At 60.5% G+C, this 21,330-nt stretch carries 22 protein-coding genes; 19 read left to right on the top strand and 3 right to left on the bottom strand.

Features of this window, described 5'->3' with window-relative positions; translation table 11 throughout:
* Positions 1–12: 12 nt before the first annotated feature.
* Together galP and metK are read right to left on the bottom strand one after the other, a co-directional pair.
* Entirely contained in the window at positions 13–1,410 is a 1,398-nt protein-coding gene (gene galP, locus ACWHWP_RS19395; protein ID WP_047347911.1) for a galactose/proton symporter, read from the bottom strand.
* Between the two features lie 444 nt (positions 1,411–1,854).
* Positions 1,855–3,009, bottom strand: a complete 1,155-nt coding sequence (gene metK / locus ACWHWP_RS19390; RefSeq protein ID WP_047347912.1) for a methionine adenosyltransferase — start codon at positions 3,007–3,009, stop codon at positions 1,855–1,857.
* A gap of 138 nt (positions 3,010–3,147) precedes the next feature.
* Between metK and ACWHWP_RS19385 the strand changes: the two genes are divergently transcribed.
* The 5 genes from ACWHWP_RS19385 (at position 3,148) to speB (ending at position 6,996) form a co-directional block, all read left to right on the top strand.
* Positions 3,148–3,318 carry a hypothetical protein gene (locus ACWHWP_RS19385; protein WP_059311643.1) on the top strand — a complete coding sequence of 57 codons (171 nt, stop codon included), beginning with the start codon at positions 3,148–3,150 and terminating at the stop codon, positions 3,316–3,318.
* Between the two features lie 116 nt (positions 3,319–3,434).
* Positions 3,435–3,578, top strand: coding sequence for a hypothetical protein (locus ACWHWP_RS19380; RefSeq protein WP_420095149.1), 144 nt, complete (start codon positions 3,435–3,437; stop codon positions 3,576–3,578).
* A 94-nt stretch (positions 3,579–3,672) separates the two neighbouring features.
* Positions 3,673–3,804: an acid stress response protein YqgB gene (gene yqgB / locus ACWHWP_RS19375; RefSeq protein ID WP_127312443.1), complete on the top strand. Its 132-nt coding sequence runs from the start codon at positions 3,673–3,675 to the stop codon at positions 3,802–3,804.
* Positions 3,805–3,812: 8 nt separating this feature from the next.
* The gene (gene speA / locus ACWHWP_RS19370; RefSeq protein ID WP_447856169.1) at positions 3,813–5,789 is read left to right on the top strand and encodes a biosynthetic arginine decarboxylase; all 1,977 of its coding nucleotides are present in this window, start codon (positions 3,813–3,815) and stop codon (positions 5,787–5,789) included.
* A 286-nt stretch (positions 5,790–6,075) separates the two neighbouring features.
* Positions 6,076–6,996: an agmatinase gene (gene speB, locus ACWHWP_RS19365; protein WP_014071686.1), complete on the top strand. Its 921-nt coding sequence runs from the start codon at positions 6,076–6,078 to the stop codon at positions 6,994–6,996.
* Positions 6,997–6,999: 3 nt separating this feature from the next.
* Here speB and ACWHWP_RS19360 read toward each other — a convergent pair whose 3' ends face one another.
* Complete coding sequence (locus tag ACWHWP_RS19360; protein ID WP_063428440.1) at positions 7,000–8,211, bottom strand: MFS transporter; 1,212 nt, start codon at positions 8,209–8,211, stop codon at positions 7,000–7,002.
* A 414-nt stretch (positions 8,212–8,625) separates the two neighbouring features.
* On the opposite strand from ACWHWP_RS19360, the gene ACWHWP_RS19355 reads away from it, so the two are divergent.
* The 14 genes from ACWHWP_RS19355 to ACWHWP_RS19290 all read left to right on the top strand — a co-directional run bounded on the left by ACWHWP_RS19355 (position 8,626) and on the right by ACWHWP_RS19290 (position 21,320).
* Positions 8,626–8,949 (top strand): Rieske (2Fe-2S) protein, encoded by a 324-nt coding sequence (locus ACWHWP_RS19355; protein WP_023333340.1) that lies wholly within the window; start codon positions 8,626–8,628, stop codon positions 8,947–8,949.
* A complete protein-coding gene (locus ACWHWP_RS19350; RefSeq protein ID WP_059311645.1) occupies positions 8,946–9,254 on the top strand; it encodes a recombinase-like helix-turn-helix domain-containing protein in 309 nt (102 codons plus the stop codon). Before ACWHWP_RS19355 ends, ACWHWP_RS19350 begins: the two co-directional genes overlap by 4 nt.
* A gap of 10 nt (positions 9,255–9,264) precedes the next feature.
* Positions 9,265–10,287 carry an aromatic ring-hydroxylating oxygenase subunit alpha gene (locus ACWHWP_RS19345; protein WP_059311646.1) on the top strand — a complete coding sequence of 341 codons (1,023 nt, stop codon included), beginning with the start codon at positions 9,265–9,267 and terminating at the stop codon, positions 10,285–10,287.
* Entirely contained in the window at positions 10,287–11,036 is a 750-nt protein-coding gene (locus tag ACWHWP_RS19340) for an SDR family oxidoreductase (RefSeq protein ID WP_063428443.1), read from the top strand. The genes ACWHWP_RS19345 and ACWHWP_RS19340 overlap by 1 nt, the downstream gene beginning before the upstream one ends.
* Before the next feature lie 12 nt (positions 11,037–11,048).
* A complete protein-coding gene (locus ACWHWP_RS19335; protein WP_047348187.1) occupies positions 11,049–11,837 on the top strand; it encodes an IclR family transcriptional regulator in 789 nt (262 codons plus the stop codon).
* 78 nt (positions 11,838–11,915) lie between these two features.
* A complete protein-coding gene (locus tag ACWHWP_RS19330; protein ID WP_063428446.1) occupies positions 11,916–12,842 on the top strand; it encodes a VOC family protein in 927 nt (308 codons plus the stop codon).
* Positions 12,839–14,026: an NAD(P)/FAD-dependent oxidoreductase gene (locus tag ACWHWP_RS19325; protein WP_063428448.1), complete on the top strand. Its 1,188-nt coding sequence runs from the start codon at positions 12,839–12,841 to the stop codon at positions 14,024–14,026. The genes ACWHWP_RS19330 and ACWHWP_RS19325 overlap by 4 nt, the downstream gene beginning before the upstream one ends.
* A 25-nt stretch (positions 14,027–14,051) precedes the next feature.
* A complete protein-coding gene (locus tag ACWHWP_RS19320; protein ID WP_059311650.1) occupies positions 14,052–15,308 on the top strand; it encodes an MFS transporter in 1,257 nt (418 codons plus the stop codon).
* 10 nt (positions 15,309–15,318) lie between these two features.
* Positions 15,319–15,849, top strand: a complete 531-nt coding sequence (locus ACWHWP_RS19315; RefSeq protein ID WP_063428451.1) for a cupin domain-containing protein — start codon at positions 15,319–15,321, stop codon at positions 15,847–15,849.
* Between the two features lie 9 nt (positions 15,850–15,858).
* Complete coding sequence (locus tag ACWHWP_RS19310) at positions 15,859–16,629, top strand: alpha/beta fold hydrolase (RefSeq protein WP_063428453.1); 771 nt, start codon at positions 15,859–15,861, stop codon at positions 16,627–16,629.
* A complete protein-coding gene (locus ACWHWP_RS19305) occupies positions 16,613–17,407 on the top strand; it encodes an SDR family oxidoreductase (RefSeq protein ID WP_063428456.1) in 795 nt (264 codons plus the stop codon). Before ACWHWP_RS19310 ends, ACWHWP_RS19305 begins: the two co-directional genes overlap by 17 nt.
* 9 nt (positions 17,408–17,416) lie before the next feature.
* Positions 17,417–18,187, top strand: a complete 771-nt coding sequence (locus tag ACWHWP_RS19300) for an aspartate dehydrogenase (protein ID WP_063428459.1) — start codon at positions 17,417–17,419, stop codon at positions 18,185–18,187.
* 9 nt (positions 18,188–18,196) lie between these two features.
* Positions 18,197–19,666 (top strand): aldehyde dehydrogenase, encoded by a 1,470-nt coding sequence (locus tag ACWHWP_RS19295; protein ID WP_063428461.1) that lies wholly within the window; start codon positions 18,197–18,199, stop codon positions 19,664–19,666.
* Positions 19,667–19,679: 13 nt separating this feature from the next.
* Positions 19,680–21,320, top strand: coding sequence for a thiamine pyrophosphate-binding protein (locus ACWHWP_RS19290; RefSeq protein ID WP_063428463.1), 1,641 nt, complete (start codon positions 19,680–19,682; stop codon positions 21,318–21,320).
* Positions 21,321–21,330 lie beyond the last annotated feature (10 nt).

The following is a 21,330-nucleotide window of genomic DNA, read 5'->3' as shown; positions in this document are numbered from 1 at the left end:
CCCGCGTGAGGATTAGTCGTGGGCGCCGATTTCGCGCAGAGGACGACCTTTCATCAGGTTACGTTCAATATGTTCCAGGGACACATGTTTGGTTTCTGGAACCAGCCAGATGGTCAGAACAATAAAGAAGATGTTCAGCCCGGCGTAGACCCAGAAGGTGTTCGCGTTGCCCAGGGTGTTGAGCATGGTCAGGAACGTTGCGCCGACGATCATGTTGGCAATCCAGTTCGTTGCAGTAGAGCAGGTGATACCAAAATCACGCCCTTTCAGCGGCTGGATCTCAGAGCACAGCACCCAAATCAGCGGGCCGGCGCTCATCGCAAACCCGACGATAAACATCAGCAGCATGCCTACCGCGAAGTACTGGGCGGTTGGTGAGTGAATGCCCACATGCATCATTGTACCGAGGACGCCCATACCGGCCGCCATCACCAGGAAGCCCAGCGTCAGCGTTGGCTTACGTCCCCAGCGGTCCACCAGGCCGATGGCGATAAAGGTCGCCAGCACGTTGGTCAGACCCACGATGACGGTCCCCCACATCTGCTCGGTGGTGTTGGTATAACCCGCCAGCTCAAAGATTTTTGGCGCGTAGTACATGATGACGTTCATCCCGGTGAACTGCTGCATGACCTGAAGCAGTACGCCGAGGAAAACCGCGCGACGGAAGTTGCTGTTCTCTTTAAACAGCGCCCAGCCAGACTGTTTGACCTTCAGGCTTTCGCGGATCTCTTCCAGCTCGTTTTTCGCTTCCGCGCTGGTATCGCGCAGGCGCATCAGCACGCGTTCGGCATCGTGGAATCGACGTTTCGCGGCAAACCAGCGCGGGCTGTCCGGCAGGAAGAAGACGCCAATCAGCAGCAAAATGGCCGGGATGATGATCACGCCGAGCATCCAGCGCCATGCGCCGCTGTAGCTAAACGCGGTATCGGAAAGGTACGCGCCCAAAATACCGATGGTGATCATCAGCTGGTACATCGAAATCATACTGCCGCGGATTTTCTCCGGCGCGATTTCAGACAGGTACAGCGGTGCGGTATAGGATGCCACGCCCACGGCCAGACCGAGCAGAACGCGGGAAACCAGCAGGACCTCAACGTTAGGCGCCGCGGCAGAGAAGAGTGAACCGGCAACGAACAGAATAGCGCCGATCATCAGGCTCTTTTTACGCCCGAGCTTGAAGGAGAGCCAGCCGCTGCCGACGGCCCCGACGGCAGCACCAAACATCATGGAGCTGACCACCCACTCCTGGGTGTGGGCGCTGATCTGGAACTCTTCTGTGATGAAAGGTAATGCACCGGCAATCACGCCGATATCCAGGCCAAAAAGTAATCCTGCCAGGGCTGCGAGGAAACAGACGAAGAATGTCATCGCCTTGTTGGACGTACGCCCCTGTTTTTTATTGTCAGGCATTATGCCCTCCAGTTGGGTTATCAGTTTTATTGAGGTTAAGGGTAGGTGAGCGACCCGTAAAAATATGTGAGATTAATCACATTGGTGTAATCGGTTACACAAGTGTGCATCCGTAAATAAAATTAAAGCTTTGAAAATATAGAGGTAAATGAGGTGACATGCATCGCGAAAGAATACATTTCAGACTTAACTGAAAGGGGATGTAACAGCAGAAGAAAAGCGATCGTGCAAAGAGAATATTCTGAAAGCGGAAGGCATCCGCTACGATGTAATCGGTTCCAAATAGTGCGCCTTTCAGCCGGGTGGCGGCTGCGCCTTACCCGGCCTAGAAATACCGCAAAACCCGTAGGCCCGCGCAAGCGAAGCGCCGCCGGGCAAAGATGACCGCACAAATGCAAAAGGCCAGCCCGAAGGCTGGCCTTTTATAAAGCAGCGGGTAGTCGATTACTTCAGACCGGCAGCTTCACGCAGCAGAGCGGCTTTGTCGGTCTTTTCCCACGGGAAATGTTCGCGACCAAAGTGACCGTATGCAGCGGTTTCTTTGTAGATTGGGTGCAGCAGATCCAGCATCTGAATCAGGCCGTATGGACGCAGGTCGAAGAACTCGCGCACCAGCAGGGTCAGCTGTTCTGAAGGCACTTTCTCAGTACCAAAGGTTTCAACCATGATGGAGGTTGGCTCAGCCACGCCGATAGCGTAGGAAACCTGGATCTCACAGCGGTCAGCCAGGCCGGCAGCAACGATGTTTTTCGCAACATAACGCGCCGCATACGCTGCAGAACGGTCAACTTTAGACGGATCTTTACCGGAGAATGCACCGCCGCCGTGACGCGCCATGCCGCCGTAGGTATCAACGATGATTTTACGACCGGTCAGACCGCAGTCACCCATTGGGCCGCCGATAACGAAGCGTCCGGTTGGGTTGATGAAGTATTTGGTTGCACTGCTCAGCCACTCTGTAGGCAGCACCGGCTTGATGATCTCTTCCATCACTGCTTCCTGCAGGGATTTCTGATCGATATCTTCGGAATGCTGGGTAGACAGAACTACCGCGTCAATACCGACGATTTTGCCGTCGTCATACTGGAAGGTCACCTGGCTTTTTGCATCCGGGCGCAGCCACGGCAGGGTGCCGTTTTTACGCACTTCAGCCTGACGCTGCACCAGACGGTGCGCGTAGGTCACCGGTGCTGGCATCAGCACGTCGGTTTCGTTGGTTGCATAGCCGAACATCAGGCCCTGGTCGCCCGCGCCCTGTTCCAGCGGATCGGCACGGTCAACGCCCTGGTTGATGTCCGGAGACTGTTTGCCAATCGCGCTCAGTACCGCGCAGGAGTTGGCATCAAAGCCCATATCAGAATGCACATAGCCGATCTCACGCACCGTGTTACGGGTGATCTCTTCGATATCAACCCATGCGCTGGTGGTGATCTCACCGCCAACCAGAACCATGCCGGTTTTGACATAGGTTTCACACGCTACGCGCGCTTTTGGATCCTGAGTCAGGATCGCATCCAGCACCGCATCGGAGATTTGGTCAGCAATTTTATCAGGATGTCCTTCTGATACAGACTCGGACGTAAACAGGTGTTTTGCCATGTTTTATTTCACCTAAGAGGAATTTGGTTAGCTCAAGCTGCTGTGTGGAATAGCCAAAGGAGATAATTCTACCAAGGCCTGCAGGTTTTTGACACTGGCAGTATGAGTGTTAATCAGTATAGATGGATTAACATCTGGATGGCTATTTTAGGTCACTTCTTCGCCCGATTTCCAGTTTTTTTTGATTCATCTCCCACTGCGTTGAAATGGCGGCTGGAAATTTTTCCTGACGCTGCCGGCAACACGCGCATTTTTGTTTTGCTTTTTAGCCCCCTTCTCGGTATAAAACGCGGCGCGCGGCTCATATAAAATAAGCGCTCGATGAACTCATCGTGTCGCCACTTCCAGCCGGGTTAAGCAGTGAACTTTTAGCTTTGGCTTGTGGTCCGTTTCAGCAGAGGCGGCCGTGGAGGTGATACGAGATAATGAACCATCGTTTTCCGCACATTCAGCGCAGCCGTTCTGGCGCGCATTTGATTCCCGCAACCCGCATTTCTAGTCTGCAAACCTGCCGATGTTATACCCATCTCGGCGCTTCTCAGGATTCAAGGGCCGGTTACGCTCTGTGAAAACTGAACAAGGGCGCTCTTGTTAATACAAGAGTTTTCTCGTGGTTTCGCCGAACCTTGTCATACAGAGTTCGGATACGTGTTTTACAATGATATGAATAAGAAACCGGTCGCACGGTCTGGATTTCAGCATACTCTGCTGGGAAACGGAGCCGTTTATGGGTTGTTATCGCCGTATAACGCTGCGATAGTAGTCAACTGTTTTACACTTAATACAAAGAGTTGAGGTTCGCTATGTCTGACGACATGTCTTCTTTTTCGCCTTCGTCAGCGGGCGAACGGGGTGTACTACGTTCTATGCAGGAGGTTGCGATGAGCTCCCAGGAAGCCAGCAAGATGCTGCGCACTTACAATATTGCCTGGTGGGGCAATAACTACTACGACGTCAACGAACTGGGCCACATCAGCGTCTGCCCAGACCCGGACGTCCCTGAAGCGCGCGTGGATCTCGCTAAGCTGGTAAAGGCCCGCGAAGCACAGGGCCAGCGTTTACCTGCACTGTTCTGCTTCCCGCAGATCCTGCAACATCGCCTTCGTTCTATTAACGCCGCGTTCAAGCGCGCGCGTGAATCCTACGGCTACAAGGGCGACTACTTCCTGGTTTACCCGATCAAGGTGAACCAGCACCGCCGCGTGATTGAATCCCTGATCCACTCCGGCGAACCGCTGGGCCTGGAAGCGGGCTCCAAAGCGGAACTGATGGCCGTTCTGGCGCACGCGGGCATGACCCGTTCGGTGATCGTGTGCAACGGCTATAAAGACCGTGAATACATTCGCCTCGCGCTGATCGGCGAGAAGATGGGCCACAAGGTCTATCTGGTTATCGAGAAGATGACCGAAATCGCGATCGTGCTGGAAGAGGCCGAACGTCTGAACGTGGTGCCGCGCCTTGGCGTGCGTGCGCGTCTGGCGTCGCAGGGTTCCGGTAAATGGCAGTCCTCCGGCGGTGAAAAATCCAAGTTCGGCCTGGCGGCGAACCAGGTGCTGCAGCTGGTGGAGATCCTCCGCGAGCGCGGTCGTCTGGACAGCATTCAGCTGCTGCACTTCCACCTCGGTTCGCAGATGGCCAACATTCGCGATATCGCCACCGGCGTGCGTGAATCGGCGCGGTTCTACGTTGAGCTGCACAAGCTTGGCGTGAATATTCAGTGCTTCGACGTGGGCGGTGGCCTGGGCGTGGACTATGAAGGTACCCGCTCGCAGTCTGACTGCTCGGTGAACTACGGCCTGAACGAATACGCGAATAACATCATCTGGGCGATCGGCGATGCCTGTGAAGAGAACGGCCTTCCGCACCCGACGGTGATTACCGAATCCGGTCGCGCGGTGACCGCGCACCATACGGTGCTGGTCTCTAACATTATCGGCGTTGAGCGCAGCGAAACCACCGAAGCGACGCCTCCGGCAGACGATGCCCCGCGTTCCCTGCAAAGCATGTGGGAAACCTGGCAGGAGATGCACGAGCCGGGCACGCGCCGTTCCCTGCGCGAATGGCTGCACGACAGCCAGATGGATCTCCACGACATCCACGTCGGCTACTCTTCAGGCACCTTCAGCCTGCAGGAGCGCGCGTGGGCCGAGCAGCTCTATCTGAACATGTGCCATGAAGTGCAGAAGCAGCTCGACCCGAGCAACCGCGCGCACCGTCCGATTATCGACGAGCTGCAGGAGCGCATGGCGGACAAGATTTACGTCAACTTCTCGCTGTTCCAGTCGATGCCGGATGCCTGGGGTATCGATCAGCTGTTCCCGGTTCTGCCGCTGGAAGGGCTGAATCACGCCCCGGAACGTCGTGCGGTGCTGCTGGACATCACCTGTGACTCCGACGGCGCAATCGACCACTACGTTGACGGCGACGGTATCGCAACGACGATGCCAATGCCGGAATACGACCCGGAGAACCCGCCAATGCTGGGCTTCTTTATGGTCGGGGCGTATCAGGAGATCCTGGGCAACATGCACAACCTGTTCGGCGATACCGAAGCGGTTGACGTGTTTGTCTTCCCTGACGGCAGCGTGGAAGTTGAGCTGTCCGACGAAGGGGACACCGTGGCGGACATGCTGGAATACGTGCAGCTGGATCCGAAAACGCTGCTGATCCAGTTCCGCGACCAGGTGAAAAACACCGGTCTGGACGATGCGCTGCAGCAGCAGTTCCTGGAAGAGTTTGAAGCGGGTCTGTACGGGTACACCTACCTGGAAGACGAGTAGGTTAACCTCCCTCTCCCGGTGGGAGAGGGGCGGGGTGAGGGCAGCAGGCTGCTGTGCCGCTGATGCCCGGTGGCGCTGCGCTTACCGGGCCTACGTATGTAGGCCGGATAAGGCGGAGCCGTCATCCGGCAGAATGCTATACTCACTTGAACCCGCATGCATTACCGGCGATAATTCGCCCCAATTAGCGATTTACGAATCAATCCCTTCCTCGTCGGGTTTAACGACGCGGAGGGGATTTTTTTTCATCTGTTTTTAATGTATCGACGTTAAAAGAGGTCAGGACATGAGCACTTTAGGTCATCAGTACGATAACTCTCTGGTATCTAACGCGTTTGGTTTTTTACGCCTTCCAATGAACTTCCAGCCGTACGACAGCGACGCTGACTGGGTGATCACCGGCGTGCCGTTCGACATGGCAACGTCCGGTCGCGCGGGCGGTCGTCACGGCCCGGCGGCGATCCGTCAGGTATCCACCAACCTGGCGTGGGAGCATAACCGTTTCCCGTGGAACTTCGACATGCGCGAGCGCCTGAACGTGGTGGACTGCGGTGACCTGGTGTACGCCTTCGGCGACGCGCGTGAGATGAGCGAAAAGCTGCAGGCTCACGCCGAGAAGCTGCTGGCTGCCGGCAAGCGCATGCTCTCCTTCGGCGGTGACCACTTCGTGACCCTGCCGCTGCTGCGCGCTCACGCCAAGCACTTCGGTAAAATGGCGCTGGTGCACTTCGATGCGCATACCGACACCTACGCGAACGGCTGCGAGTTCGACCACGGCACCATGTTCTTCACCGCGCCGAACGAAGGTCTGATCGACCCGAACCACTCCGTGCAGATCGGCATCCGCACCGAGTTCGACAAAGACAACGGCTTCACCGTGCTGGATGCGGGCCAGGTCAACGATCGCGGCGTGGACGACATTATCGCGCAGGTGAAGCAGATCGTCGGTGATATGCCTGTCTATCTGACCTTCGACATCGACTGCCTGGATCCGGCCTTTGCGCCGGGTACCGGTACGCCGGTGATCGGCGGCCTGACCTCAGACCGCGCCATCAAGCTGGTGCGCGGCCTTAAGGACCTGAACATTGTCGGGATGGACGTGGTGGAAGTGGCGCCAGCCTATGACCAGTCCGAGATCACCGCGCTGGCCGCGGCGACCCTGGCGCTGGAAATGCTCTACATCCAGGCGGCGAAAAAAGGCGAATAAGCCTTACGCGCTGAGTGCTGCTGCGCGACGCATGCGCAGCAGCAACATTCCGCCCGCCAGCAGGGTGATAGCCTGCGACACGACCAGCACCGAAAACCCTGAACTGACCGATCCCGCCGATTTCATCACCATCCCCATCAGCAGCGGAATAAACGCCGCGCAAATATTCCCAATCCCATTAATTATGCCGTATGCGCTACCTACTGCTTCCCGCGCGGCGTGGTGCTGGATCACCACGGGTATCGCGGCGCCCTGCAGTCCCCAGAAAGCGTTGGCGGACAGCATAAACAGCGCCAGCCATGCGGGCTGATGGCTGAGCATCAGCGCGACCACGGACAGTGCCGTCAGCGCCCCGCCCACCACAAACAGCACCGGTGCCTGCTCCGGGCGCATTTTATCGAGCAGCACGCCGCCCAGGAACTTGGACCCCAGGCTCAGGAGGAAGGGAATGGCCGCAAGCATGCCCGTGGCGTGCAGCGAGAAGTGGTGCTCGTCACGCAGCCATGCGGGCAGCCACGCGCTGCTGCCCCACAGATAGCTCAGCGTGGCGATTTCAACCAGCAGGATCCAGCCCAGCAGCGGCGTCTGCCAGGCGAGCGTGAGGGTGCGGGCAAACCCCGGTTTTTTCACCGTTGAGCGGCTGCGAGGTGCAGGAAGAAAACGCCAGATTAACCCGCCGCCCAGCAGAAGATTGACTGCCGCCAGCGCATAGAACGAGCCGGCCCAGCCCAGATGGGCCATCAGCCAGGTGACCATTGGGAAGCCCACGGCCAGCCCGAGGGAGACGCCCAGCGCGGTCACGGCGTTGGGCTTGCCGATCTCCTCTGCGCGAAAGTTGTCGCTGATAAAGCGCGTCTTCAGTGAAAAGAGCGGTCCTTCGGCAATACCCAAAATCACGCGAGCGATGAGCATGCCCATCAGCGATCCCAGCAGCGGAGAAACCGCGCAGACCGCGGCCCAAATCGCAATGCTGCTTAATAATCCCTGCCGATAATGGAGCTTGCTTTCAATAACTGGCGTTAATAATAAAGCCGAAAAACCATAACCCAGCAGAAAGCAGGTCATAAGCATTCCTTGTAACATTCTGTTTTCATTTAGCTGAAAATGTTCGGCAAATTCCGGGTTTAAAATCATTACCGAAATATTTACCCGGTCAACGTAGGAAATAATAATGAGTAATAACAGTGCAATTGTGCCTTGCCATCTTGCCGTCATAAATCCTGCCTTGTGCGTGCGGTTATTTATATTTTTATGAGAGTGATTGTCACGGAGCTAAAATGATTCACCTGTGAAACTCATTGTTTATTAACAATAAAATAAAAATGAGTTTCACAGGTGAAACGCGATGCTCTGCAACTCTTTTATTTTTAAGGAAGAAAAACAAAAGAAGTCAATATCTCTTTCTTTAAATTTAAAACCATCGATAAAACGTATTCATTCACGCAGCAATAATGAAAATTTCATATCGCTGCATTTTTTCGTGATCCTTTGCACACTTAGCTAATTAATTACCTTGTTATTAACAAATTTGTCACATTGGCGCTTGACGAAACATTCTTCGCTTTTATATTGACCGTATTAAATAAGAAACAGAGTTTCATATATGAAACAAAAGCCTGGAGGATCGTGATGAGCTGGATAGGCGTATGTGACGCAGAACAAGTACAGGAAGATTTCCCTTTTAGCGGCAGCGTAGACGGTAAAGAGATCGGCGTTTATTTGATTGACGGTGAATATTACGCGCTGGAAGACGTATGCCCGCACGCTTATGCCCTGCTGAGCCAGGGCTTTGTGGAAGACGGAAAAGTTGAATGCCCCCTGCATGAGGCGGTGTTCGACGTCAAAACCGGCCAGTGCCTGCACGGCCCCGGAGGTCGCAACCTCAACCGCTACCCGGTTCGGGTGTTTGAAAACCAAATCCAGATTACCTTCGTCGAGGAGACCGTGGCATGAGCAATACCCTGAACTACAACCCGGCGCTGCCGGAAAGCCGTCAGTTTACTCCGCCTGCCGAGGGCGGCAACGGTGCCATCCATAAGCCGGGTGAGTACCAGAACCTGATCTGGCAAACCCGCAGCCGCGAGCCGGAGAGCTGGGAAGTGAACCTGATTGCCACGCTGGAAAATCTCTTCGAACAGGGCGTTGAAACCCTACCGGAACTGGTGAACGGCCTGAACGCGGTGCGCATGCACGACCAGCAGGGCGAGCCGTGGAGCGACGCCAGCTTCCAGGCATTCTTACAGGTTAACGGCTACTGAGGACAACGCGATGACGACTACCGTACAAAACTATCTCGATAAAGGCCTGCGCGGCCTCTGGTATCCGGTGCTGGCGAGCTGGGAAGTGCAGTCTGCTCCTGTGGGCATTACCCGCCTGGGCGAGCAGATTGTGGTCTGGCGCAATAAAGACGGCCAGGTGCAGGCGCTGGAAGACCGCTGTCCGCACCGCGGCGCGCGCCTGTCGATGGGCTGGAACCTGGGTGACCGCATCGCCTGCTGGTATCACGGCGTGGAAGTGGCGGGCAACGGCGAGGTGAAAGATGTGCCCGCCGTGGACAAATGTCCGCTGGTCGGTCAGCAGTGCGTGCGCAGCTATAGCGTGCAGGAAGCGCACGGCGCGATCTTCCTGTGGTTCGGCGTCACCGCTGACCAGCAGCCGGACGAGCTGGCCTTCCCGGATGAGCTCGCCGACACGGAGAATTTCAGCAACTTCCTCTGCACCGCCGCGTGGAAATGCAATTACCAGTACGCGCTGGAAAACGTGATGGACCCGATGCACGGCACCTATCTGCATTCATCGTCGCACTCGATGGCGGAGGGGGATCGCAAGGCCGACATGGTGCTCCAGCCGACCAAAACCGGCTTCATCTTTGAGAAGAAAGGGCAGAGCGGCGTCAACTTCGACTGGGTTGAGCTCGGCAACAGCGGCACCTGCTGGATGCGCCTCTCTATTCCTTACAAGAAGCGCTTCGGACCGGGCGGCCACTTCTTTATCGTCGGCATGGTGGTGCCGGAAGATAACGACAACTGCCGCGTCTTCTTCTGGCGCATCCGCCGCGTGCAGGGCTGGCAGCGCGATATGTGGCGCTTCATGTACCGCAACCGTCTGGAAAAACTGCACTGGGAAGTGCTGGAGCAGGACCGCGTGGTGCTGGAAAGCCTGGCTCCAAACGCCCGCGACCATGAATACCTGTACCAGCACGATGTCGGTCTCTCCCGCCTGCGCCGCATGATGCAAAAGGCAGCGAAAGAGCAGCTGGCGCTGCGCGAAGAACAGCAGGGAGCCGCCTGATGAACGGGCTGCTGAGCGGCAGGCGCATCGTGGTGACCGGCGCCGCGCGCGGGCTGGGCTATCACTTTGCCAAAGCCTGCGCGGAGCAGGGCGCCGCAGTGGTGATGTGTGACATCCTCGAAGGCGAGCTGGCTGAAAGCGTGCACGGGCTGGGCGAGCAGGGTTACGCGATCGAATCGCACGTTATCGATCTGGCCGAACCGCATTCCATAGAGCGGGTGTTCAGCGCCATTGGCGAGCTGGGGCAGATTGACGGCCTGGTGAACAACGCGGCGATGGCGACCGGCGTGGGCGGCAAAAACATGCTCGATTACGATCCGGATCTCTGGGATCGGGTCATGCGCGTGAACGTCAAAGGCACCTGGCTGGTGACGCGCGCCGCCGTGCCGCTGCTTCGCGAAGGGGCGGGCATTGTGAACGTGGCATCCGACACCGCGCTGTGGGGCGCGCCGCGCCTGATGGCCTACGTCGCCAGCAAGGGCGCGGTGATTGCCATGACCCGCTCAATGGCGCGCGAGCTTGGCGAAAAGCGAATTCGAATCAACGCCATCGCCCCGGGATTAACCCGCGTCGAGGCAACCGAATACGTTCCGGCCGAGCGGCATCAGCTTTACGAAAACGGTCGCGCATTAACGGGGGCGCAGCAGCCGGAAGATGTCACCGGCAGCGTGGTCTGGCTGTTAAGCGATCTGTCGCGGTTCATCACCGGACAGCTGATCCCGGTCAACGGCGGTTTTGTCTTTAACTAAGGTAGAGCGATGATGGCAAACGATCGGGAAGTGAAGTATCTGGTGCCGGGGCTGGAGCGCGGCCTGCAGCTGCTGTTGGCCTTCGGCGAGCAGCATCGCGAACTGACCTTTGCCGAGCTGCACCGGCTGGTGGATATGCCGAAGGCGACCGCCTACCGCGTGGTGCAGACCCTGGAGTTTATGGGCTTTCTGGAGCGCAACGCGCGCACCAATACCTTCTCGCTGGGCATGAACGTGCTGCGTCTCGGCTTTGAGTACATCGCCTCGCTGGACGTGGCGCAGGTTGGCCAGCCGGTCATCGAGCAGCTGCGCGACGTAAGCCAGTGCAGCAGCCACTTGGCGATCCGCGACGGGCGCGACATTATCTACATCGCCCGCGTCAGCGCCGCCGGGTCGCGCATCAACCAGGTCAGTATCGGCACCCGCCTGCCGGTGCACTGTACCTCGCTCGGCCGCATGCTGCTGACCGATATTTCCCGCGCCGATTTTGAACAGCTGTTCCCGCATGAGCGCCTGCCGGGCAACACGCCGGGGCAGCTACACGACCGCGAAGCCCTGTGGCAGATGGTGCAGCAGGACAAAGCCCGCGGGTACGTGATTGGCGAATCCTTCTTCCGCCACGGCATCTCCTCCATTGTTTACCCGGTGTATGACCGAAGCCACCGCGTGGCGGCGGTGGTCAGCATTCTGGTGCCGTCGGAGGAGATCCCGCAGGCCGACCGCGAGCGCCTGCAAAACGAGGTTCGCCTCGCGGCGGATAAAATTTCTGGCTTCTTAGGGTACCTGTCACAGGCCAGTTAAATCAGTGAGTTAACGTCAGGCGCTTGACCGCGTCGGGCATGTTTTACGCCCAATTTGGGCCAGATGAGGCAACGAACGATGAGTGTAACCGGAATTGAAAAGCTGGAATTTGGCGTGGAAGACCTGACGCACTGCGCCAAATTTATGCGTGATTTTGGCCTGACGGGCGATGCCAGCGGCCAGCGTTTTACCACCCTGAGCGGCGCGCGCGTGGAGCTTAACCCGATCGACAGCCCCGACCTGCCGCCGGCGTTTGAAGCGGGCAACACCCTGCGCCGCATGACCTGGGCGGTGGCTACCCGGGAAGACCTGGAGGCGCTGCGCCCGAAGCTTGCGCAGCAGCCTGGCTTTCGCGAAGTGGGTGACGCGCTGGAGTGCCTCGACCCGAACGGCATGACGCTGCGCGTGCAGGTTAGCCAGCAGACCGACGTGGAGCTGAACGTTGAGCCGATCAACCAGTGGGGCGACGTTCGCCGGATCGACACGCCCAGCCCGGTTTACGATCGCGCCCAGCCCATCAACGTGGGGCACGTGGTGTTCTTCGTGGAGGAGCTGGCGGCGGTGGAAAAATTCTACCGCGAGGTGCTCGGCTTCCAGGTCTCGGACCGCTACATCAACCGCGCCGTGTTCCTGCGCTGCGGCGCGCGCGGCGGCCATCACAACCTGTTCCTGCTGCAGCTGCCGAACCGCAAGCGGGGTCTGAACCACGTGGCCTTCACCGTGCGCGACATCCACGAGGTGATCGGCGGCGGTATCGCGATGAATAAAAATGACTGGAGCACCTTCATCGGCCCGGGCCGCCATCCGGTGTCGTCGGCGTACTTCTGGTACGTCAACAGCCCGACCGGCGGCGCGTTTGAGTATTACACCAACGACGACTATTTGACTGAAAACTGGCAGCCGCGCGAGCTGGAGCATTCGCTGGTTTCCTTTACCGAATGGGCGGTGGAAGGCGGGATCGACCACGATACGCGCCGCCAGCAGAAAAAGCCGGAGGCGGTATGACGTCGCGCATTGTCATTATCGGCGGTGGCCAGGCGGGCGGCTGGGCAGCGAAAACCCTGCGCGACGAGGGCTTCGACGGCGAGATTTGCGTGGTGGCAGAAGAAGAGTGGGATTTCTACGAGCGCCCGCCGCTGTCAAAAGCGTCTCTGCTGGAGCCGGACGCGGCGCTCCCAAGGCTGTTTACCGACGAGGCGCAGCAGGCGCTGAACCTGAGCTGGTACCGCCCGCTGCGCGCAGAGCAGATCGACCGCGAGGCGAAAACCGTGCGTTTGAGCAACGGCGAACGTCTTAGTTACAACATTCTTTTAATTGCCACCGGAGGGCGGGCGCGCCTGCCGGGCGAGGCGTGGTCAACGCATCCGCAGGTCTACACCCTGCGCCACTGGCAGGACGCGCAGCGCCTGAAAGGTCGGCTGGCGGAAAGTCACAAACTGGCGATTATCGGCGGCGGCTGGATTGGCCTTGAGATTGCCGCTTCCGCGCGGAAAAGCGGCGTAGCGGTCACGCTGTTCGAGCAGCAGCCCGCCCTGTGCATGCGCTCGGTGAGCGGCGAGGTGTCGCAGCGCTTAGAGGCTATCCATCGCGAGCAGGGCGTGGATATCCGCACCGGCTGCGGCGCGCTGGAGCTGGAGGACGATAACGGCCTACCGGTTATTCACTGCGACGGCCAGCGTGAAACCTTTGATGCGGTGGTGGTGGGGATCGGCGTCGATCTCAATCTGGAGCTGGCCCGCGACGCCGGGCTGAAAACCGAGCGCGGGATCGTCGTGGATGCCCAGGGGCGAACGTCGGATCCGTTCATCTTCGCCGCCGGCGATGTGGCGCAGCATCATCACTACGGCCTGTGCATTCAGTCCTGGGCCTTCGCCCAGAACCAGGCGGTGGCGACGGCGAAAGCGATGCTCAACCCCGATGCTCCGGGCTACGACGACGCGCCGTGGCTGTGGTCGGATCAATATCAGCACAATATCCAGATCCTCGGCATTCCGCAGCCGGGCAGCAGAACGGTCGTGCGTGAAGAGGCGCTGTACTTCTCGCTGGACGACAACGGGCGGCTGACGCAGCTGGTGGCGTTCAACGACGCGCGCACCGTCAAGCTGGCGAAGCGCTGGATGGCAGCGGAGCGGGATTTATCGGATGTACCGCTCGCCGACCCGGCTTTTTCACTGATGTCATTGCGATAGCTAACCCGCACCCGTAGGGGGAGACATGACCACATTAGAGACTAACACCGCGCCCGCTGAGGCGAGCGGTGAGGGAACCCGCACGCCCGAAAAAGCGGTGCGCTGGGCCATCCCGCTGTCGCTGCTGGCCTGCGTGCTGCTGGCGTTCTTCGACAAAATCAGCATCGCGGCGCTGTTTTCCGACGGCCATTTCCAGCAGGCGATGGGCATCGATTTCGACACCACGCGCCTCGGCATTCTGATGAGCGCCTTTCTGCTCAGCTACGGCTTTTCGTCGGTGTTTTTAAGCGGGCTGGGCGACAAAATTGCGCCGCTGCGCCTGCTCACCGGGATGATGGCGGTGTGGTGCGTGCTGATGGTGGCGATGGGCTTCACCCATAACTACACGTTGATGATCGTGCTGCGCATTCTGCTGGGCGTGGCGGAGGGGCCGCTGTTCCCGCTGGCCTTCGCCATTGTGCGCCACAACTTCCCGCAGCATCTGCAGGCGCGCGCCACCATGCTGTGGCTGCTGGGCACGCCGGTCGGCGCGGCGATTGGCTTCCCGCTCTCCCTCTGGCTGCTGAACACCTTCGGCTGGCAAAGCACCTTCTTCGTGATGGCGATGCTCACCGTGCCGGTGCTGATCTTTGTGCGCATCGGCCTGCGCGGGATCCGTCTGGATACGAAGCCCGGCACTTCGCAGACGTCTCAGGACGAGCGCCGCGCCGCGCGCCGCGAGCTGTTCGTCAGCCCGCACTTCTGGATCATCTGCATCTTTAACATTGCCTTCCTGACCTACCTGTGGGGCATCAACGGCTGGCTGCCGGGCTACCTGATTAAGGGCAAAGGCATTCACCTGGAGCACGCGGGCTGGCTGTCGTCGATGCCGTTCATCGCCATGCTGGCGGGGGAAGTCATCGGCGCGTGGCTCTCTGACCGGGTCGATAAGCGCGCGGCGGCCTGCTTTATCTCGATGGCGGGGGCGGCCGTCGGGCTGGCGGCGGTGATGCACCTCGACACCCCGCTGGCCGTCATCGCGGCGATGAGCTTCAGCACCTTTATGTGGGGTACCGGCGCACCCAACATTTTCGCCCTGCTGGCGAAGGCCACCCATCCGCGGGTGAGCGCCACGGCGGGCGGCATTTTCAACGGGCTGGGAAACTTTGCGGGCGCGCTGTCGCCAGCGGTGATGGGTGCGTTAATCGCCTTCACCCACAGCATGGATTCCGGGCTGATTTTTCTGGCGGTGATGGCGGCGGTGGGCTGCGTCCTGTTACTGCCGCTGCTGAGACGTTACTGAGGAGAGTGTCATGACTGATTCAACCGTAACCAACACATCAGGCATCAAGCCTGACCACCTGACGATGGAAGAGTGGGTCGAGTCGCGCATTGCGCGCTTCGAAGGCCGCAAGTACGACTGGAACGCGCTGAAGTTCCAGGCCGATTTTGACCCGAAATACCGCCGCGCGCAGATGCGCTATATCGGCACCGGCGCAACGGGCGTGGCGAACGACACCAACACCGTGCAGGCGGACCATTTTACCTTCTCCACCATGGTGCTGCCGTCGAAGTGCGAAGGGCCGCTGCACCTGCACGACGACGTGGAAGAGGTGTTCTTCATGCTTAAAGGGCAGATCACGCTGATGATCCAGGACGGCGAGAACTACACCGAAACCGTGCTGCGCGAGCGTGACCTGATCTCCGTCCCGCCGGGCATATACCGCGGACTGTTTAACCACGGGGAAGAAGAGGCGCTGATGTGCGTCATGCTGGGGACCAGTAAGCCAGAAATCCCGACCTATCCATCCGATCATCCGCTTTCGAAAGTGAAGCGGAGCTAAGGGGGCATGATGACGGGGTTTCGTGAACAGGGAAGCGGCATTCCGCTGATGCTGCTGCACGGCATCAGTTCCGGCGCGGCCTCCTGGCATAAGCAGATGGCACTGGCAGGTTTTCGCGTGCTGGCGTGGGACATGCCCGGCTATGGCGAAAGCCCGATGCTGGCGGTTGAGCGCGCGAACGCGGGGGATTACGCCGACGCGCTGGCGGCGATGCTTGACCGCGCGGGCGTCTGGCAGGCGGTGCTGGTCGGGCATTCGCTCGGCGCACTGGTCGCCAGCGCCTTTGCGGCGAAGTTCCCGGATCGCGTCATCCATCTGGTGCTGGCGGACGCCGCGCAGGGCTACGGCCAGGCCGCGCCGGCGCAGCGCGAGCAGGTCTGGCGCAGCCGCGAGCAGCAGATAGCGCTCGGCGGCGACATCCTCGCTCAGACCCGCGCCGCGAAGCTGCTGCGCCCCGGCGCGCGCGCGGAAGATATCGCTGTCGTCGCGGCGGGCATGCGCGGGCTGCGCCCTGAAGGCTATCTCGCCGCCGCGTGGATGCTGGTGCACGACGACATTCACGGCTGGCTCAAGCGCTACGCCGGTAATTTCGAAGTCTGGTGCGGCGAGCAGGATGCCATCACCCAGCCGGAGCTGGTACACGGGCTGGCGCTGCGCTACGGCATGCCGTTTACCGCTATTCCCCAGGCCGGGCACGCCAGCTATCTCGATAACGACGCGTTTTTTAACCAACAGCTTTTACGCATTAACGAAGAGGTGCGCGATGAATGCACAAATTGACGGGCGCGTAGCGGTCGTTACCGGCGGTTCTTCTGGCATTGGCTTTGAAACGCTGCGCCTGCTGCTGGGCGAAGGGGCAAAAGTGGCCTTCTGCGGCCGCGATCCGGACCGGCTCGCCAGCGCCCACGCGGCGCTGCAAAACGAATACCCCAACGGGGAGGTTTTCTCTTACCGCTGCGACGTGCTGAAGGCCGACGAGGTTCAGGCCTTTGCGGACGCCGTCCAGGCGCGCTTCGGCGCGGCGGATATGCTGATTAACAACGCCGGGCAGGGCTACGTGGCGCACTTCCAGGATACCCCGCGCGAGGCGTGGCTGCACGAAGCCGAGCTCAAGCTGTTTGGGGTGATCAACCCGGTACAGGCGTTTCAGCCTCTGCTGGAGCAGTCGGATATCGCCTCCATTACCTGCGTGAACTCCCTGCTGGCGCTGCAGCCCGAGGAGCACATGATCGCCACCTCTGCCGCCCGCGCCGCGCTGCTGAACATGACGCTCACGCTCTCGAAAGAGCTGGTGGGCAAAGGCATCCGCGTGAACTCCATTTTGCTCGGCATGGTGGAGTCCGGACAGTGGCAGCGCCGCTTTGAGAACCGGACGGACAAAAGCCAGAGCTGGCCGGAGTGGACGGCGGATATCGCGCGTAAGCGCGGCATTCCGATGGCGCGCCTCGGCAAGCCGCAGGAGCCCGCGCAGGCGCTGCTGTTCCTCGCCTCGCCGCTGGCCTCGTTTACCACCGGTGCCGCGCTGGACGTTTCCGGCGGCTTCTGCCGCCATCTGTAAGGACGCATCATGAAAAAAATCATGTTAATCGGTTTTGGTGCCATGGCGCAGGCGGTGATTGAGCGTCTGCCTGCCGGGGTGGCTATCGGCTGGATTGTGGCGCGTGAAGCTCACCACGCCGCCATTCAGGCACAGTTTGGCGATGCGGCGGTGGCGCTGGCCTCCCCGATGGATTGCGCGCAAACGCCGGACCTGGTGCTGGAGTGCGCCAGCCAGCAGGCGGTGGCGCAGTACGGCGAAGGCATTCTGCGTCGCGGCTGGCATCTGGCGGTGATCTCCACCGGCGCGCTGGCGGACAGCGCGCTGGAGCAGCGTCTGCTCGCGGCGGGCGGCAGGCTGACGCTGCTCTCGGGTGCGGTTGCCGGCATTGACGGGCTGGCGGCGGCGAAAGAGGGCGGGCTTGAGCGCGTGACCTACAGGTCGCGCAAAAGCCCGGCCAGCTGGCGCGGCAGCTACGCCGAGCAGCTCATCGATCTCAGTTCGGTATCAGAGGCGAAGGTTTTCTTTGAGGGCAGCGCCCGCGAGGCGGCGCGTCTGTTTCCGGCCAACGCCAACGTGGCGGCAACCGTGGCGCTCGGCGGCGTGGGAATGGACGATACGCGCGTGCAGCTGATGGTCGACCCGGAAACGACACGCAACACCCACACGCTGCACGTTGAAGGGATGTTTGGCGAGTTCCACCTGGAGCTGAGCGGGCTGCCGCTGGCCAGCAATCCGAAAACCTCCACCCTTGCGGCACTGAGCGCGGTTCGCGCCTGCCGCGAGCTGGCCCTGAGCTGAGGAGTGACGATGGACGAACTGAAGATTTTTATCGGCGGTCACTGGCGACGCGGCAGCGGCAACCCGATGCAGAGCCACTTCCCGGCAGACGGGTCGATCAACGCTGCGCTGAACGCGGCGAGTCTGGACGACCTGCAGGAGGCGATAGACGCCGGAGAGCGGGCGTGGCGCGATCCCGCGTGGCGTAACAGCCTGCCGCATATGCGCGCGAAGATCCTGCACAGGGTGGCCGATCTGATTGAATCCCGCGTCGACGAGCTGGCGCAGATGCAGAGCCGCGATAACGGGAAGCCGCTGGCGGAAGCGCGCGGGCTGGTGCTGAGCGCGGCGGGAACGGCACGCTACTTTGCCGCCGCCTGCGAGCTGGTGGAAGGGGAGCTTCCAACCCCGCGTCAGCCTGATGTGCTGACGCTGAGCCGCTATGAGCCGCTCGGCGTGGTGGCCGCCATCACGCCGTGGAACTCGCCGATTGCCAGCGAAATGCAAAAAGTTGCACCGGCCATCGCGGCGGGTAACGCGGTGATCCTGAAGCCTGCCGAAGCGACGCCGCTGATGGCGCTGGAGCTGGCGCGCATCTTTGAGCAGGCCGGGCTGCCCGCCGGGCTGCTGAGCGTGCTGCCGGGCAAAGGTTCGGTGATTGGCGATGCGCTGGCGCGCCACCCTAAAGTGCGCAAAATCTCCTTTACCGGCGGCACCACCACGGGCCGCCATCTGGCGCACGTCGCGGCAGAAAAGCTGATCCCGGCATCGCTGGAGCTGGGCGGGAAATCCCCGACTATCGTGCTGGAAGATGCCGATATTGAACGGGCCGCGCGCGGGATCTGCTACGGCATTTTCAGCTCCGCGGGACAGGCGTGCATCGCGGGTTCGCGGCTGTTTATCCACGAGAGCATTTACGCCCCGCTGATGGCGCGGCTGCTGGAATTAACCCGCGGCCTGCGCGTCGGGCATCCGTTTACCGACGGCGTCCACGTTGGGCCGCTGATCAATGACAGGCATCGTCAGAGCGTGCAGGAATATGTCGAGCTGGCGAAGCGCGAGGGGGGCCGCGTGCTGTGCGGCGGGGAGATCTCGGCCGATCCCAATCTTGCGAACGGCAGCTTCTTCCAGCCCACGATTATCGAAGGGCTGAGCAACAGCGCCCGCGCCTGCCAGGAGGAGATCTTCGGCCCGGTGCTGGTGGCGATGCCGTTTCGCGATGAAGCCACGCTTATCCGCGAGGCGAACGACTCGGTTTACGGCCTGGCCGCGGGGATCTGGACGCGGGATACCGGACGCGCGCTGCGCCTGAGCGAGCAGCTGGAAGCGGGCACGGTGTGGATCAACACCTATAAGGTCTTTGCCATTTCGACCCCGTTCGGGGGCTTTAAAGAGAGCGGTCTGGGCCGCGAAAAAGGCATTCAGGGACTAAAAGCCTGGATGCAGCAAAAGAGCATTTATCTGGCGACGGGTAACGGCGTCAACCACTGGTGCGACTGAGAAAGGGTGAGCAATGAGCGAAATGATAACCGTCGGCGACGCCATCGCCAGAACGCTGGAGCAGTATCAGGTTGAGGCCATCTACGGCGTCATCTCCATTCACAACCTGCCGATCGCCGATGCGGTAGGGCAGCGCGGCAACATCCGCTTCGTGCCCGCGCGCGGCGAAGCCGGTTCCGTCACCATGGCTGATGCCCACGGGCGCTTTTCCGGCCTCGGCGTGGCGCTGACCAGCACCGGCGCGGGGGCGGGGAATGCGGTAGGCGCGCTGGTGGAAGCGATGAACGCCTGCACGCCGCTGCTGCACTTAACCGGGCAGGTGGAAAAGGCCTGGCTGGATGCCGACACCGGGTTTATCCATGAAACCCGCGACCAGCTGACCTTCCTGAAGGCCAGCTCAAAGCGGGCGTACCGCATCAGCAACGCCAGCCAGGCGATAGCGATTCTGCATAAAGCGATTCAGGAGGCGCAGACGCCGCCGTGCGGGCCGGTCTCCGTGGAAATCCCGATTGATATTCAGGGGGAGAAAATTCCGCTGTCGCTGGTGACCGCGCCGGTTAAGCCGGCGTCGGGAGCGAACGTTGATGCGGGCGTTGTCCATACGCTGTGGGCGCAGCTGAAGCAGGCAAAACAGCCGCTGCTGTGGCTGGGCGGCGGGGCGCTGGGCAGCGCCGACGCCGTGAAAAAACTGGCGGATGCGGGCATCACCGTTATCTCCAGCACCCACGCGCGCGGCGTGCTGCCGGACGGCCATCGCGCCAGCCTGCGGGCGTTCCACAACTCGCCGTCGGTTGAGGGGCTCATCGCGCAATGTGACTTTACGCTGGTGGCGGGCTCGCGCCTGCGCAGCAACGAAACCCGCTCCTGGACGCTTGAGCTGCCGTCCCCGCGCGTGCAGATTGATATCGACCCGGCAGCGGCCAGCCGTAACTACCTGATGGACAACACGCTGGTCGCCGACTGTTCCGCGTTGCTTGGCGCGCTTGCAGACAAAATTCAGGGCCGCGAGTGGGGCAACGCGCAGTGGGATGCGCAGGTGCGGCAGGCGGTTGAGCAAGCCGAGCAGGGGCTGCGCGAGCAGTGCGGCGCCTACGCGAAGCTCAACGATGCCATCGAGAAGGCGCTGCCGAAGGACGGCCTGCTGGTGCGCGATATCACCGTGTCCGGCAGCCTGTGGGGGAGCCGACTGTTCCGCGCCAACGGCCCGCTGATGAACATTCACTCTCTGGCCGGGGCGATTGGCATGGGGCTGCCGATGGCGATCGGCACCGCGATTGCCAACCCGCAGCGCAAGGTTGTGGGGCTGGTGGGCGACGGCGGCCTGAGCCTGAACCTTGGCGAACTGGCGACGCTGGCGCAGGAGAAAGCCAACGTGACGCTGCTTATCATGAACGATGGCGGCTACGGCGTGATGCGCGGCATTCAGGATAAATATTTCGGCGGGCGGCAGTATTACAACGAGCTGCATACCCCGGACTTCACCCTGCTGGCACAGGCAATTGGCCTACAGGCGTGGAGCGTTGAGCGAGCGGAGGATTTTGATGCCGTGATGACGGAAGCGCTGGCGATGCCGGGGCCGTCGGTGGTGGAAGTGCGAATGGGGCAGATTGGCGCCCTGAAGTTTGCCGGGCCGCCGCAGAAGACGCTTTACTAGCTGTTTCCCC

It is taken from the genome of Enterobacter sp. WI-ESBL-E8, from assembly GCF_053364895.1.
This window is presented reverse-complemented; position numbering and strand designations above follow the sequence as displayed.